General features: G+C 58.1%; 12 protein-coding genes. 10 read left to right on the top strand and 2 right to left on the bottom strand.

The genetic code is table 11. The annotated features are described in order from the left end of the window. The first annotated feature begins 101 nt into the window (after positions 1-101). From Poly24_RS07220 to Poly24_RS07200, 5 genes are read left to right on the top strand one after another with little or no spacing between them, the layout of a single operon-like run. A complete protein-coding gene (locus Poly24_RS07220; RefSeq protein WP_145092566.1) occupies positions 102-1,418 on the top strand; it encodes an MFS transporter in 1,317 nt (438 codons plus the stop codon). 22 nt (positions 1,419-1,440) lie between these two features. Then, the gene (locus Poly24_RS07215) at positions 1,441-2,364 is read left to right on the top strand and encodes a D-hexose-6-phosphate mutarotase (RefSeq protein WP_197452390.1); all 924 of its coding nucleotides are present in this window, start codon (positions 1,441-1,443) and stop codon (positions 2,362-2,364) included. A 47-nt stretch (positions 2,365-2,411) separates the two neighbouring features. Further along, a complete protein-coding gene (locus Poly24_RS07210; RefSeq protein WP_145092560.1) occupies positions 2,412-3,122 on the top strand; it encodes a 3-keto-disaccharide hydrolase in 711 nt (236 codons plus the stop codon). A gap of 2 nt (positions 3,123-3,124) precedes the next feature. Then, complete coding sequence (gene tadA, locus Poly24_RS07205) at positions 3,125-3,601, top strand: tRNA adenosine(34) deaminase TadA (protein ID WP_145092557.1); 477 nt, start codon at positions 3,125-3,127, stop codon at positions 3,599-3,601. Positions 3,602-3,610: 9 nt separating this feature from the next. Further along, positions 3,611-4,633, top strand: coding sequence for a succinylglutamate desuccinylase/aspartoacylase family protein (locus Poly24_RS07200; protein WP_231753504.1), 1,023 nt, complete (start codon positions 3,611-3,613; stop codon positions 4,631-4,633). Positions 4,634-4,719: 86 nt separating this feature from the next. On the opposite strand, the gene Poly24_RS07195 is transcribed toward Poly24_RS07200, so the two are convergent. Next, positions 4,720-6,315, bottom strand: a complete 1,596-nt coding sequence (locus tag Poly24_RS07195) for an MFS transporter (protein WP_145092554.1) — start codon at positions 6,313-6,315, stop codon at positions 4,720-4,722. A 336-nt stretch (positions 6,316-6,651) separates the two neighbouring features. Here Poly24_RS07195 and Poly24_RS07190 point away from each other — a divergent pair, with 336 nt between their 5' ends. From Poly24_RS07190 to Poly24_RS07175, 4 genes are all read left to right on the top strand, one after another. After that, a complete protein-coding gene (locus tag Poly24_RS07190) occupies positions 6,652-7,158 on the top strand; it encodes a glutathione peroxidase (protein WP_145092552.1) in 507 nt (168 codons plus the stop codon). A gap of 283 nt (positions 7,159-7,441) precedes the next feature. Then, positions 7,442-8,332, top strand: coding sequence for a hypothetical protein (locus tag Poly24_RS07185; protein ID WP_145092549.1), 891 nt, complete (start codon positions 7,442-7,444; stop codon positions 8,330-8,332). Positions 8,333-8,588: 256 nt separating this feature from the next. Further along, the gene (locus tag Poly24_RS07180) at positions 8,589-10,916 is read left to right on the top strand and encodes an ExeA family protein (RefSeq protein WP_145092546.1); all 2,328 of its coding nucleotides are present in this window, start codon (positions 8,589-8,591) and stop codon (positions 10,914-10,916) included. Between the two features lie 8 nt (positions 10,917-10,924). Beyond that, complete coding sequence (locus tag Poly24_RS07175; protein WP_145092543.1) at positions 10,925-11,566, top strand: hypothetical protein; 642 nt, start codon at positions 10,925-10,927, stop codon at positions 11,564-11,566. A 112-nt stretch (positions 11,567-11,678) separates the two neighbouring features. Here the strand turns inward: Poly24_RS07175 and Poly24_RS07170 are convergent, their stop codons facing one another. Further along, entirely contained in the window at positions 11,679-12,785 is a 1,107-nt protein-coding gene (locus Poly24_RS07170; RefSeq protein ID WP_145092540.1) for a polysaccharide deacetylase family protein, read from the bottom strand. Between the two features lie 623 nt (positions 12,786-13,408). On the opposite strand from Poly24_RS07170, the gene Poly24_RS07165 reads away from it, so the two are divergent. After that, positions 13,409-15,154 (top strand): hypothetical protein, encoded by a 1,746-nt coding sequence (locus Poly24_RS07165; RefSeq protein WP_145092537.1) that lies wholly within the window; start codon positions 13,409-13,411, stop codon positions 15,152-15,154. The last annotated feature ends 31 nt before the right edge of the window (positions 15,155-15,185 follow it).

Below are 15,185 nucleotides of genomic sequence, written 5' to 3'. Positions count from 1 at the left end.
ATTGCGAAGTGGTGTCGGATTCCGACCTTAGCTTGTTGGGCCGTGCTTCGCCGGTCATTGCGGAAGGGGTTTGCGACATTCAACCAAACGAGTTGCTCGCTTTGACAACGTCCATTCACACGCCAGCGTTACGGGTCCCACAAGGATTCTTCTACGGCTACCTGATGGTTCCGGTCGCCTCGTTGGCTCAGATATGTACCGCGCCGGGGCAAACCTTCGCAATTTCTGCATTTATTCCGGCGATCCGCGACTCGTTGCAATTGAGCGAAATCTCGCTCACCTCCGCCTATATGATCGGCACCTTGGTCGCCGCGTTTCCGTTGATGTTGGTCGGCCCGATCGCCGACCGGATCGGCAACCGGGCGACGATCACCGGAATCGTCTTGCTTTTGGCCGGGGCTTGTTTCTTCGCTTCGTTTGTCAATTCCTTTGCGACCTTGCTGCTCGCCTTCTTGGCGCTCCGGTTTCTGGGCCAAGGTTCCTTGTCCTTGCTCAGCAGCAACACCACGTCGATGTGGTTTCGCACCAAGCTGGGCCGCGTTTCGGCGATCATGAGTATCGGCATGGCAGGCGCCTTCGCCGTCATCCCCGGCTGGTTGTTGGCCAGCATCGAGAGCTACGGTTGGCGAGAGACCTATCGCGGCTTGGGGCTGGTCGTGGCGGGGATCATGTTGCCGCTGCTGGCGATTGTCTATCGCAACCGCCCCGAGGACGTCGGCCAACATTTGGATGGCAACCGCCCCGACGAACCGCTCCCTCACGCCGAGGGCTCTCGGGCGACCGGATCCCAGCGGACCGTCGCGATCGAAGAGCGTTCGCTGTCGCTGCGCGATGCGATGCGGCAGCCAACGTTTTGGATCCTGATGACGATCATGTCCGCTTGGGCGATGATCGGCACCGGCCTCGTCTTTTATCTGTTTGCTATTGGCGAAGCTCGCGGGATCGATAAAGACGCCACCGCCGCGGTCTTCAAAACGTTTGCGTTGAGCATGTTGGCGATGCAATTCAGCGGCGGTTTCTTGGCTGATCGGTTTGCGTTACACCATTTGTTGTTCGCCGGAGTGGGACTGTTGAGCTTGGGGACGTTGACATTGTTCTTCGCCCAAACATCGCCTCAGTTGCATCTCTTTGGGCTGTTGTTTGGTGCCGGGCAGGGAATCACCGTAGCGGTCAACGCGACGGTCTGGGTACGTTATTACGGGCGTGCTCATCTGGGAAAGATTCGCGGGACGTCTTGGAGCGCGTCGGTCGCCGGCAGCGGCGCCGGACCGTTTCTGTTGGGCTGGGCCAAGGATCACTCGGGGCACTTCGAGCCCGCGATCATCGCCTTTTTATGTATTCTCATTCCGCTGGTGCTGTTGGCGTTGTGGGTCCGCCCTCCGGCGCGACCCGATGTTTTGGCACCCGCCGCCTCGTGACTTCCTTTCGATTGCAAGACCGATGATTGACGACTTAAATCTGCAATTTGGTATCGATAAAAAAATCGCCTTCACCTTGGGCAACGGCGATCTCCCCAAAGCGATCCTGTTGGCCGAAGACGCAACCGCCGAGATCTATCTGCACGGCGCACATGTCACTTCGTTCCACCGGCATGGCTGGGGCGAGATGTTGTGGATGAGCGACGAATCCAACTTTCGGACCGATCGTCCGATCCGCGGCGGCGTGCCGATCTGCTGGCCATGGTTTGGACAACCACAACCCGAATTGCCTCAGCACGGCTTTGCCCGCACGTCGCAGTGGGAGGTTATCGAGACGAAGACACACGCCGATCCCAGCTTGGAGATCGCGTTGCGTTTGACCGACAGCGAGGCGACGCGGCAGTTGTGGCCGCATCCATTTGAACTGACGATGCGCGTGATCGTCGGTCGCGATCTGACGATGCAATTGAGCTGTCTGAACACCGGCGAGGAACCGCTGGATGCCGAGGCGGCGCTGCACACCTATTTCCACGTACAAGATATCGATGCGGTGCGAGTCGCGGGACTCGACGGCCGACGCTACATCGACAAGCTCGATGCGCTGCAGGTCAAACCGCAGGCGGGGGAACTGTCGATCGATCGCGAGGTCGACCGAATCTACCTGGAAACGCCCGACGCGGTCACGATCCACGACGGAGCCGAGCGACGGATCGAGATCCAAAAATCGGGCAGCCTGTCGACGGTGGTTTGGAATCCGTGGATCGATAAATCGGCGGCGATGGCTGATTTTCCCAACGACGGCTACCGGACGATGGTCTGTGTCGAGACGACCAACGCGGCCGACGACGTCCGCACGATCCAACCGGGCGAAGTCCATACGATCACGCAATCGTGCCGCTGCGAACCGGCAACTGGCCCCGCCGATCCTGCGGAAGCTATATTGTAGGTCCCCATTTTCGATTGCCCCTTGAAACACCTCACGGACTTCCTTCGATGCGATATTCCCCTCTCCGCTCGGTCGCTTCGCTGCCACGACTCGCTCTGTTCGCTTGTATCTTCAGCCTATCGGCCGCGCTGGCGGTTGCCGACGAATCGGCCAGCAGCGGTTGGATCGATCTGAAATTGCAGCGCGATACGGTTTGGGAGCCCTGCAATTTTGGAGGCGATGGCGAGGTCGAGTTCTCCGAAAACCAGGCGGTGCTCGAGATGGGCGACCCGCTGACTGGGATCCGTTTGGTCAAAGAGTTTCCCAAGGATGGCTACGAGATCCAGTTTGAAGCTTCGCGTTTGGAAGGCTTTGACTTTTTTGTCGGTCTGACTTTTCCCGTCGCCGAATCGCACTGCAGCTTGATCCTGGGCGGTTGGTCGGGAGCCGTGATCGGACTCTCGAACATCAACGGCGCCGACGCTTCGAACAACCCCACGACGCGCGAAGGGGATTTTGATAACAATCGTTGGTACCGTGTCCGCGTGCGTGTCGCCGCCGATCGGATTACCGCTTGGGTCGACGACAAGCAATGGGTCGATCAGCCGCGGCAGGGTGTTGAGTTTGGGATCCGGGGCGAGATGGATCCTTCGACGCCGCTGGGGATTGCGACGTATCAATGCAAAGTCGCCTACCGAAAGATTCAATATCGACGGCTGAAGTCCGGCGAGGTAAAACCCTCCCACAAACCACAGCCGACCGAATCGAAGAGCAAGTAGGAATGAACGACCCCGAATTTGATGAGCATTGGATGGGGCGAGCCCTGGAGCTTGCTTATGCCGCCGCAACCGCCGACGAAGTACCGGTCGGCGCGGTGATCCTGAACGAAAAGCGGCAGGTGATCGCCGCCGCGCACAATCAACGCCAACAACTGCACGATCCGACGGCGCATGCGGAGATGATCGCGATCACACAGGCCGCCGAAGCGATCGGCGATTGGCGGCTGGAGGGTTGCACGCTGTATGTGACGCTGGAACCGTGTCCAATGTGTGCCGGTGCGATCTTGCAAGCCCGCGTGCCACGGGTGGTCTACGGGGCCGACGATCCCAAGGCGGGCGCGGTCCGCAGCCTGTATGAATTGCTTTCCGACGATCGATTGAATCACCAATGTGCGGTCACCTCCGGCGTGCTTAGCTCGCGTTGTTCGGGAGCGTTGACCGATTTTTTTGCCGCGAAACGGGCGATGGGGAAGAAGTAGGAAACGAACTTGAGTAACGATTTACCAAAGCTGGACATCGGGCGTTGGGGTGATCAGGTCATCGGGCTGGGGGAAGATGCCGATGTGCATCTGACGATCAGCGAAAGCTACAGCAGTAGCATGATCCAGGTGCCGATCCATGTTCGCCGCGCCAAAACCGAAGGGCCTGTGGTTTTTGTCACCGCCGCGATCCATGGCGATGAACTCAACGGCACCGGTGCGATCCGTGAACTGATCCAAGAGGAATTGGAACTGACACGCGGGTCGTTGATCCTGGTGCCGGTGCTGAACCTGCTGGCTTTCGACCGGCACACCCGCTACACCCCCGATCGCCGCGATCTGAACCGCTCGTTTCCCGGATCGGCTAGCGGCAACATGGCCAGCCGAATGGCGCGGACGCTGTTCGATCAGATCGTTGGCCGCGCCGACTTTGGCATCGACCTGCACACCGCCGCGATCCGCCGCACTAATTATCCCAACGTTCGCGGCGATCTATCCAATCCGGCCGTGCGGCGGATCGCCACCGCGTTTGGTTCGGAGATCGTGCTCAATGGCCAGGGCCCCGGCGGCGCCTTGCGCCGCGAAGCGTGCCAGGTCGGTTGTCCGACGATCATTATGGAAGGGGGGGAGATCTGGAAGGTCGAACCCGATGTCGTCGCCAACGCGGCGCGTGGTGTTCGCAACGTTTTGCGCGATCTGGAAATGTTGGGCGGTCCGCCCGAACAGGCACCCTACCAAGTGATCGTCGAGACTTCGAAATGGGTGCGAGCCGAGAAGGGTGGCTTTTTGCAGTTCCATGTCCAGCCGGGAGAGGTCATCGTCAAAGGCCAACCGGTGGCGACGAACACCAATCTGCTGGGCCGCGAACGCTGCATCCTGGAAGCCCCCTTCGACGCCGTCGTGATCGGGATGACGACGCTTCCCGCGGGCAGCCCCGGCGAACCGGTCTGCCATCTGGGAATGTTGCCCGAGGGCTTCGATCCCGACACACTGCATCAGCTGCGACGCGGGAGTCAGCGTGGGGCGACGTAGCGGTTGCCACACGGTCCCTTCATACAAAAGGGCCGCCGTTTTGCACGGCGGCCCCATCGATCAGACTTTCCATCGACGCTGGGCGTCTAAGCTTCCATTGGCCCTTCGACGCCACCGGTCAACAGTTCCGAATCGTCGATATGGATCGCTTTGTATCCACCGACCGCCTTGAAGCCCAGGATCAACAACAGATACAAAATCGCCATGACCGTCGGTACCGCTGCGGTCAATTGCAGCGCCATCCGTCCACCGGCGAGCGTCGCAGCGCTGACGGGCGCTTTGTCTTCGCTTGCAAACGGTTTGGCCGATTCCCACCAAGCCGCGAGCTTGTTGTAGTTCTCATCGGTCTGACCATCGGCGGCTAACGCTTCGCCCACGGCAGCCAGTTCTTTGCCTTGATCTCCCAAGACACCAACTTTCGCACCATCGAGTCCGTTGATTTTTGGCAGGAACAGGAAGCCTTCGGGCTTTTCAACGGCATAACGTTCGTAGGTGGGTTCGGCGTTGTCGCGAAGATCTTGCGATGCGTAATAGTCCTGCTTGTAACCGATCGCGGGACCACCGATCAGACCTGCTGACAACATGCCTACGCCCCCCATCAACCCGATCGCAACCGCACCTCCCTTGGGAAAGCGTTCCGATCCCACGGCCAACATCGTCGGCCACAGGAAGGTCTTGCCGCAGGCGTAAACCGTTGCGGCCACGACACACATCAACAGCGAGGTCGCGGTGCCCAACAGAGTCAGGCCCAAGGCGCCTAAGATGCTACTGACAAACAGCAGCCCCAGCGGCGAGATCCGATGCACGATCGGACCGGCAACAAATCGCAGCGCGAACATCAGGCTGGATGTGTAAACGAACAGCATTAAGCCTTTTTGCGGATCGTTCATAATCGAACCGGTGATCTTCGAGATCCAAGAGTCGGTTCCCAGTTCCACGTACCCGACCAGGGCGTGCAGCACCAACAGGAAAAAGAACAACGGGGTGACAACCGAAGCCAGCATCTGGCCGGTGGATACGCCCGCTGCGGCCGCTTCCGATTTTGGAAAGCGTTGGCCCAACAGCATTCCGCCGTAGAGGATTACGGGAACCAAGAAGAGCGACATTTGAATCTTCCAATCGACCGCCGCTTTCAGGATCGTGCCGTCGGTATCAACTTTGGCTGCCATGAAGGCCGACGCCAAACCGCCGATCACGAGTCCGGCAGGCCAGCCGGCGTGCAAGATATTCAAGTAGTGTGTTTTTGATTTGGGGAACAGCGTGGCGGTCAATGGATTGACAACCGCTTCGCAAACGCCGTTGCCTACCGCAAAGATGAACATGCCCCAAAACAGACACTGAAACGCCGCGTCTTTGCCACCGGCTTCAAACGCTGCGGGGGCGGCCAATGTGATCACCGCCGAGATGAAGTGCAGAACAAACGCCCCCGTCATCAGCTTTCCATAGCCGATGGCGTCGGCGAAGAGACTGGTCACGATGATCACAACACCGAAACCGGTCAGACCACCGCCGGTGATCGTTCCCAGTTCGGTCATGGTGAAACCAAAGTCTTCGGCCCACTGGACCAGGATGCCGCCGCGGACCGAAAAGCCCACCCCGGCAGCAAGAATCGCCATGAAGCCCGCCCACAAGAGTCGTTTTGCGTTGGGGGCCGCCGCCACTGTGTCCGAATCGTTCGACATGTGTTGAATTCCGTGGAAAGGAGGAATGTTTTTGAAGAAAGCGAGGGTTGTGGTGCAAATGCTGCCATTGTCCAGCCGCCACGTCAAGTTGGCTGCTTGCATTCCCCAGTCGATATATTTACCTAAAATCGTCCGCTGTCTCAGCTCGAAGAATAATTCGCTTTGCGCATCGGCGTTCGAAGCCTGCTATTATGCTTACAGCAACGCATTTGCCAATGAATTTCCGCTGTCTGTGGCGGAGGTTGGCCGTTTCCCACCCGCTCCCCGCTCTGGAGAAAATCCGTGTCGAAAATTTCGCTTTCGCTCCTTTGTGTCAGCTTTTTATTAGGCTTCGCTATGAACTCTGCCAACGCCCACGACCATTTGACCGATTTCAAGATGGAATCGATCGACGGCAAATCGGTCGACCTGGCCCAATACAAGGGGAAGGTCATCCTGGTCGTCAACGTTGCCAGCGCGTGTGGCCTGACCCCACAGTACGAAGGTTTGGAAGCGTTGTACGAAAAGTACAAAGACAAGGGCTTGGTCGTCCTGGGTTTCCCCTGCAACCAATTTGGCAAACAGGAACCGGGCACGTCGGCCGAAATCCAAGCGTTTTGCAAATCGAACTACGACGTCAGTTTCCCGATGTTTGCCAAAGTCGAAGTCAACGGCGAGGAGGCTTGCCCGCTGTACAAGCATTTGACCGCGGTCGACACCAAGCCCAAGGGAGCGGGCAAGGTCTCGTGGAACTTTGAAAAGTTCCTGGTCGATGGCCATGGGCATGTCGTCGGTCGCTATAGCCCGCAGACCGAACCCGATGATGCCGAACTGACCCAACAGATCGAATCGCTGCTGAAATAGGGCGTTCACGAGATACCGCAGCTCCAAAGAGCTTTGCAACTTCGCTAGCATCGCGTCGGTGATCCAATCGCCGGCACGATGCTTTTTTCGTATCTGTCGCGACCCACCGTCACACCGAAACGATCCGCGGCGCGGCGATCCGTTTGGGTGGCCCAAGAAATTTGTTGCGACAATCACCGCGGGACGACCGTCTGGTGTCAAGCCGATCGCGGTTCGCTGCCGATATAAAAGGCACAACCGGTAAATTTTGCGAGCCTGCGACGGACCAACGGGAGTCGACCTGATGACAATTCTGCGGCGAATTCGTCACGCCCTGTTTGCGTCGATCGCTGCCTTTTTGCTCGCAATTCTGTTCGTGCCCACCGAGGAGCCACGAACGGTTTGGTCGATAGCAAATGGCGACACAAACGATTCGCCTCAAGTCGTGATCGCGGCGGGGGTCGCGTCGACCCCGCTCCAATCGCCATCGCGACTTCCTAAATTGCTGACCGCTCGGCTGCGTTGGCGCCTGATGATGACGCAGCACTACGCCGATCAAGACATCGATCGCCAATTCAGCAACGCTGTCGAAGCCGTTGATGAAACGAACGAAACGGCGGCGACCGTTTCCGACGCGGAGATGACACTGACCAGTTATCGTCAGCCGGTCGAAGGCGAAGACGATGCGACGACCGGTTCCGATACGGACACCCCCATTTCCGAAGCCGTCGCGTTGGAGCGTGCCGCCGAAGCAAACGATCTGCTGAGCGGACATCAATTCTGGACGCGGCAACACGATCGCGCATCGGAAGCCTACGACCAACTGCTTTCGTTGGACAAGCCCTCCGTCGTGGCAACTCCCGTGGCCACGCTCCCCGGTCTTCCGACACCACGTGGACTGCTGATTGCCGTCTGCTGCGGCCTGCTTGGCGGATTCACCATGGCTTCGCTCGATGCCATGGCGTATCGGAAGCAACGTCGCGAAGAAGTCGGTGGGGACGAAACGTTGCATCTCCCCGCATCGTGGTTCCATGTCCGCCGCACTCCTCTGCAGCGTCTAGCCCATGGGATGCGAACCGCATGCATCGCCTGGATCGTTGTCGTAGTGCTGATGTTGGTCGCGTCGGCCCGCAAGGAGATGGGGATTCAACGTGTGACGAAGTGGCCGTTGGCGGAACTCGCCGAAATGGTCTAGCCGCCACGACCGGACAGATTCTTCGCCGGGTTGATCTTGCGATGCGGATCGCCCGCGTCCTCCATGCATGCACCGCCTGCTCGGCCCTTGCGTGATCGACAGCCGTTTCGGATGTTGCTGGGGAAAACCCTCACCCCCCCAAATAGCCATTGAGGAATCGACACGATTCCCTTCAGTCGGCTGGCAAGATTTGCCGAACAAACCGATTAGACCGTATGTTCGGATTTTATCTCCGCAATCCAACCAGTAGACGACCATGGCTGATAAGAACGATCTTCCCATTGATTCAAAGTACTATTTCGCTGCTTCTCCATTTCCAGCGACACCGCAAGCGGAATCGTACTGTGGGATCGGTTCGGTCGAAGAGACACGTCGCCGGATCAAACGTTCGATCGAACGAGCCGAAGGGCCCTCGATCGTGATCGGTGGTCCGGGGTTGGGAAAATCGTTGTTGTGCAATCTGATTGCCAACGATTACCGCAGCCTCTACAAAGTCGCCTTGCTCTCCGAAGGGCAGATCGATACCAGTCGCGAACTGTTGCAAGCGATCATGTTCCAATTGAACCTTCCCTACCGCGATCAAGAGGAAGGGGAACTGCGACTGGCGCTGATTGATTTCTTGCGGCCCCGCGAGAACTCGGGCGACCACGGAACGTTGCTGATCGTCGACGAAGCGCAATCGCTTTCGGCCGAATTATTGGAAGAGATTCGCATGATCAGCAGCATCGTCCGCGACGGCAAGCCGCGCGTACGGACGCTTTTGGCGGGAGGGCTTCGCTTGGACGAAAATCTTTCCGATCCACGGCTCGCATCCTTTTCACAACGGATCGCGGCGCGGTGTTATCTGCACGCGTTGTCCGTAGGTGAAACCGCCGACTATATCCGACAACAACTGAAACGCGTCGGTGCCGAACCGACCGATTTGATTCGCGACGATGCGATCTCCAGTGTCCACAGCGCCAGCGACGGGATCCCTCGTCTGATCAACCAACTGATGAACCATGTGCTGTACTTTGCCGAACAGCAAGATGTCGAGATCATCACCGCCGAGATCGTCCAAGACGCCTGGGCCGACCTCCAACAGCTCCCCATGCCGACACGCACCAATCCTAAAAATCCATCCAAGGCATCGACTGTCGACTTTGGACCATTGAGCGACGGCGACGATGCTGCGTCGATCGAATTTGGGGAACTGTCCGATTTCGACGAGAATTTCGACGAAACCTTTGAAGAGGAAACCGCGGAAGACAAACCAGAGCTAGCGGAATCCGAGGTGGATCGGATTGCTTCGGCGGATCTGGAAAGCGACTCGGCCTACCTCGAACCGATCGATCACGATCAAGTGGTCAGTGAAAGCTTTGAGATGCTGGAGGCCTGTGTTCAATTGGTCGCCGAACACGAACGCGACCACTTCGCCTTCGACGCCGGCAGCCCCGCGGAGATCTCGCTGGCGGATGCCTTTGCTCAAGCCTTCGGCGTGGAATCGGTGATCGCCGAAGGACACGAATCGAGCGACTCCGACCGGGAACCGACGTTCGTGCTCGGACAATACGAAGAAGCGGCTAGCGATCAAGCCGACGTAAAGGATGAAACGATCGTCGAGCCCGAGGTCACATCGGACGAGGCCAAGGAAGTCTGCGGTTCTCAGACGACCTCCGCCAGCGAACAGCCGCTGGTTGACGAGGACAGCTCGCAACGTTTCCGCAATTTCCCGGTTGTGCGTCTGTCGACGCATTCGACATGTGCCTCCGGAGGATGTGGAAAGGCGAGCTGTTCGGCCGACAAGATTTCATCGGAATCTCAACCGCTGAATCTGTTGCCTGCCATCTCCGACCAAGACAACGCGACCGACGAATTGCCGTGCGAAAACGACCTGGATGCGGAAACAGTCTGTTTCCGAGAGGAAACCACGGTGACGGGCGATTTGCATATTGCCGAACAGGTTTCGACCGATCTCGAATTGAACAACGTCAGCGACGAACCGGTTACCAGTGAAGCGGCGTATGGCACGATCTCCGACGATCTTTGGAACGTCGGCTTGGATGCACCGACGGATGTGACGATCGAAGACCAAGTTTCCTCGAGCCCGGTTGCGACCAACGGTTCGCCCAAACCCGTCGATCCCTTTGGTGACTTCGAAGACGAAATCGCGCTCGAAATCCATCGTCCCAGCGATGCCGCTTCGCAACCGGTCCGTATCACCGCCGGCGCTCCAGCCCCCGAAACCCAGCCGAGCCCTGTGCTGTGGATGGGCAATGTCGTGGAGGGTAACGATCCCCCGCTGGCCGAAACGGAAGACTTGCTGCGTACCGAAGTGATCTCGATCAACCATGCGGCCATCGACACCACGCCGGGAATTGTTTCCGGACATTTCCAAGGCCTGAAGACACGAGGGCACGCGGCGCACACCAATGCAAAACCGATGGCCGCCCGCGACATCGAAGTTGCGGACGACCGCGATCTATTGATCATCGAAGATGAAGTCCAAGAGGCGGACGGGATCGTACCGCGAGCTGCGGTTCCCGCAGCGACCAAGACGCTTAACGATCTGACCACTTTGTTCAGCCGCATCCGCAAGGGATAAGTCGTCGTATGACCAGCTTGCCGACCAGCCCACAGATTCCTGCATCGATGCGGGTCTCCGCTCGCCTGAAAGCATTGTCCGCCGCGGAAGAACCCGAACCATCGGCGGCCACGGTATGGATTGATCCACCCCACGCCGTCGCGTCGCCCACCGCCACGACCGCGTCGCTGCGAAGCCTCGCCCAATCGATCGTCAACGCGGCTGATCATTCCGCCCAGACGCCGATCCTGGTGCCAGGGGGACGCGTTGTTTTGGATCCACAGCTGTTTGTGGCGCTATCCAGCGAGCTGGTCGATATCGCGCGGCGGCCGATCCGCATCGAAGCGTTCTCCCCCGCCGCAGGCGGCTGGACGACTTACCATCTGCTACGTAGCCATCGTCGAATCGTCAACCAATTGGCCGCCGATGTCCCTTACGATGTTGACGTTGTAGAAATGAATCGAATCAGCCGACCAGCAGGCACCAGCCGGCCGTTGTTCATCGGCCTGGCAACCAGCAACGCGCTGCTGCGTTGGCTGCCCACGGCGTCGTTCTATCGACTTCTGATCCTTGAATCGGGCGGTCGCACGGCGCTGCCCGAAGGAACGCAGGTCTCGGTCGAACGCTTCCAACTGACCGCTGTCCACGGTGGCGCGTCGAACCGCAATTAGACGTAATTCAGGCAAGGCCGCGTTCTTAAAACGCCTCTGCTTCCGAAGCCACGGGGCAAGCCTTTCTATCGCAATGCAATGAACTTCCCGCGGCGGAGCGCCGCCGGCACCCTCATGGCGTCGGGCAATCGCTCGCCGCAAACAATTGCTCCATCGAGACCACTCGGCCACGAGACGCCGCAGGTCCATCGATCGAATCGTCGGTGGGAGAGATCGTCGACTGATCGCGTTGCCGCCACCAAGTTGCGACTTCGTGCGGCAGTGCATGCCAGAGATCGGTTTGTTCGCGGAGGTATTCCAAGAATTGCCGGTAGACGTCTAATCGACTGGCCGTGTCGAGATAATCGGGGTGCGTAATCAACATCGCCATGCCGGCGATCCGCCGCAAATATTCCAGCTTGTCGATCCAGACGCGAGGCGTCGTTTCCCCTAACGCGACCAGCAGCGTGTGATCTTGCGGTAGCGTGTATGGAAGTTCGACAAACTTGCCAGCGATAAATGGCCATGGTGAACCGATCCCACCGGGCATCGCTTGGAAGGGGTCGACATCAAAGCAACTGGCGTCGTAATCGACGTTGAGCCCCTGCAGCCACTGAAGATTGCGATGGACCATCGGGGCGCGAAAGCCTTTGGATCCAAAATCTTCGATCGCTTCGTTGATCCGAAGCTTGCGCCAATCGAAGGTCCGTCGCGATTCAAACAGACGACCATCGTGGTTATAGCCATGCACTCCGATCTCGTGACCGCGGGAACGCAAGTCATCCAATAATCCCGCATCGATCTTGTATTTGTAGGGGACAAAATTCCAAGCCGATCGAAACCCATATTCCTCTTCAAGACTCGCAAGGGCAGGGGCGAGCCGAGCTCCCACACGCGTTTCCACATCGTGGGTCAGCACCATGGCGACTCGAAAACCATCGGGCCAAGGGTGCAGTGTTTTTGTGGATTCGACGTTGGCCTGACAAGCTTGTTGCCAGTCGCGGAGGAACGGTGTTGGCAGGTACCAATCGGCCGGCGTATCGAGCGATCGGTTACGGCCCCTTTGCAGACGCTGTCGCAGTGCGATCGGGATCCAGGGTCGGATGCGATAATAGGCTTTGAACTTCCAACTCAAACGCGCCGCCGCGATGTCGTTCAAAGCGTGCCGGTGCAAAACGCGACCAAGCGGTCCGTCAAATGCAAATCGGAACGGTAGATCAAGCAAGGAGACGTCGTCCATTGGTCGAATCGGGGAGAGAACGTGCGTTCAGTGATCGAGGGAAGTGACAGCCCAGGGGGCGAGAGGCCGCGATGGGTGCGGCGGGTTTCGCACCAGCATAGTCCAAATTGGAGGGCATACGAAAACAAGATGACGGTTTTTCAACGAGGCCCCACAGACCAACCAAACCTATGCATGCAACGCTAGGAATGTGCCGGTATTATCGATTGTGATGGCGATTCAGCAGGTCCAGAGAGGCCGAATATAGCCACCAACGCGATGTCGGTGCTTGGGAGCATTGCGAATCCCGAGAACGGACTTGCATCTTGCCAACGCCCGCGGATAGTCAACATTTTCTCCGACGGTCTTCCCCATTTTTCGTATATCTTTTTCGTTTCAAATCGCATCATCTCGATGTACCGCAGATTACCGAAGGCCCCCAGAACCATTGTCCTTAGGCTGATAACGAACCGTTTATTTTGCTAGCTTTCAATAAAACAACCGCTACGTTTTCGGAGGCTCCCGGCAGCAAACCTTTCCATCTTTACGCATTCCTGTAGATTTCATAAGATTGCGGAAAATGCATTTCATGCACGCGTGGAATGCGTCCTTATTTTAGGTTGATGTTTACAAGGATTGGTGCGATGGGCGGAGCCCCTCTACTTCTCGCGTTGGCTGCGATCACAGTCGATTATGGCTGGCAGCCCGATGATAAAGGTGGGATCGAATACATCATTCAGATCCCTCCGGGACAGCTTGAACAATCCGGTGGTTTTACCAGTCGGATCGACCCGCGCGTTCGCGGGCTTGTGTCTCGCGTCGTCGTTCGCGTAGGCGATGGTCCGTTGCCGCAAGATTTTGGCGACTTGGCCCCCAATAGCGCTCCCGATGAATTGGGGCCGGTTCTTGGTGCGATCCAACAAGTTACCGAAACCCAGGTCTGGGAAGCGAGCGATCCGAGCACTGTCGTGCGCGGTCAAAATGGAGTCCCTAACGGTGGATTCACGCTGCCGGGCCAAATGGGCACCGCGCCGCAAACCGCCCAACAACCCCGAACCACAACCAACCAAGCGGCTCCCAACTCGGTCCGCAACGTGGGCAATGCGATGCCCAGCACCAGCGCCTTCACCGCGGACACGACCAACCGAAACACAGGCACGACGAACAACGCCAATCCCGCCCTGCAAAATTTCCGCAGCGGCACCAACGACCCCTCGCAACAAAACGCCGCTGCCGCGCCAACCAATGACCTCCGCAGCTATAACGACCCACGTGCGTCTCAGGCCGCCGCTACGGGTAGTTCGACCTACCGCGACAGTTCTTGGCAATCCAATGCGAATCAGCCCCGTGCCACTGCGCCGTCGACAGCTCCCTACGGACCGACGCGCGAAGAGATGACCACGGCAACCAACCAGCAGCCCAATCTCTACAACACCAATACCAACAACGCGGCGCAAGGCGCCCCTGCGAACAACAACACATACGACCGCAACAACCCCAACGCCAATCCCGCCTACGCCACCGACAATCGCAATGGTTCACCATTATCGACGTTTGCCAATCCGAATCCCAACACCACAACCAATGAGACCAACGGATACAGCGCGCCAGGGTATGCCAACCAATACGGCAACAATCAGTACACCCAACAGCAACCACAGCCCAACGACACGAACCTGCAAACGGTGAACAGCAACCAACCCGGGTACAATTCGCAACAAGCACCACAAAACGGGTACGCCAACAATCAGAACCTGGGTCCTCTGCGGAACGGTTACGGCACCGGCACCAACGGAAACCAAGGGCAATATCCCAATGGAAACTACTCCGGCGACGGCACGGGGTTTGTTAACAATGGAAACCCAAACAACCTCAACGCCCAGAGTGCCAATCCTGGCTTGGGATATCCGAATCCAAACTACAACTCGGGGCTCGGATACCCGCAGTCACAATTGGGGCTTGGTTCGGCCGCGTATGCGCAAGGGGCATACGGCCAACAGACCGATCCACGGTTGCTGATCGCGGCCAACGGCGGGCTGTTCAACGGATCGATTCGCGACCAATTGGGGAAAACTGAATCGGACGACAAGACCTCCGCGCTGCTATTGGCAGAACGCGAACGGCTGTCGACGAAAACGCTGGAACTCGAACGCGAGAACGACACGCTTGCCAAAGCGAAAGACGCGTTGCTGTACGACAACAACACGTTGATCGCCGAAAGCCGCGTGACCAAAGACCGACTGCAAAGCATGAGTGTCTTTCAGTTCTTTCTGATGATCTCGTTCCTTGCGAACCTTTACTTAGGGGTTCACTTGAGCAAGCTCTACCAACGTTATCGTGATCTCGTCACGACCGTTCGCGCGTCGACAGCGTCGGCACAGCCGAGCTGATTTTTCACTTCGACGATTCCCAACCGGTGAG

This window comes from Rosistilla carotiformis (assembly GCF_007753095.1).
Lineage (GTDB): Bacteria > Planctomycetota > Planctomycetia > Pirellulales > Pirellulaceae > Rosistilla > Rosistilla carotiformis.
Note: the sequence above shows the minus strand (reverse complement) of the source record. Positions and strands in the feature narration are given on the sequence as shown.

Bases quoted from the DNA above. Each gene is read 5' to 3' on its own strand.
- Poly24_RS07195 (WP_145092554.1), bottom strand. From the start codon at position 6,315: ATGTCGAACGATTCGGACACAGTGGCGGCGGCCCCCAACGCAAAACGA.
- Poly24_RS07185 (WP_145092549.1), top strand. From the start codon at position 7,442: ATGACAATTCTGCGGCGAATTCGTCACGCCCTGTTTGCGTCGATCGCT.
- Poly24_RS07210 (WP_145092560.1), top strand. From the start codon at position 2,412: ATGCGATATTCCCCTCTCCGCTCGGTCGCTTCGCTGCCACGACTCGCT.
- Poly24_RS07215 (WP_197452390.1), top strand. From the start codon at position 1,441: ATGATTGACGACTTAAATCTGCAATTTGGTATCGATAAAAAAATCGCC.
- Poly24_RS07190 (WP_145092552.1), top strand. From the start codon at position 6,652: ATGAACTCTGCCAACGCCCACGACCATTTGACCGATTTCAAGATGGAA.
- tadA (WP_145092557.1), top strand. From the start codon at position 3,125: ATGAACGACCCCGAATTTGATGAGCATTGGATGGGGCGAGCCCTGGAG.
- Poly24_RS07180 (WP_145092546.1), top strand. From the start codon at position 8,589: ATGGCTGATAAGAACGATCTTCCCATTGATTCAAAGTACTATTTCGCT.
- Poly24_RS07175 (WP_145092543.1), top strand. From the start codon at position 10,925: ATGACCAGCTTGCCGACCAGCCCACAGATTCCTGCATCGATGCGGGTC.
- Poly24_RS07165 (WP_145092537.1), top strand. From the start codon at position 13,409: ATGGGCGGAGCCCCTCTACTTCTCGCGTTGGCTGCGATCACAGTCGAT.
- Poly24_RS07170 (WP_145092540.1), bottom strand. From the start codon at position 12,785: ATGGACGACGTCTCCTTGCTTGATCTACCGTTCCGATTTGCATTTGAC.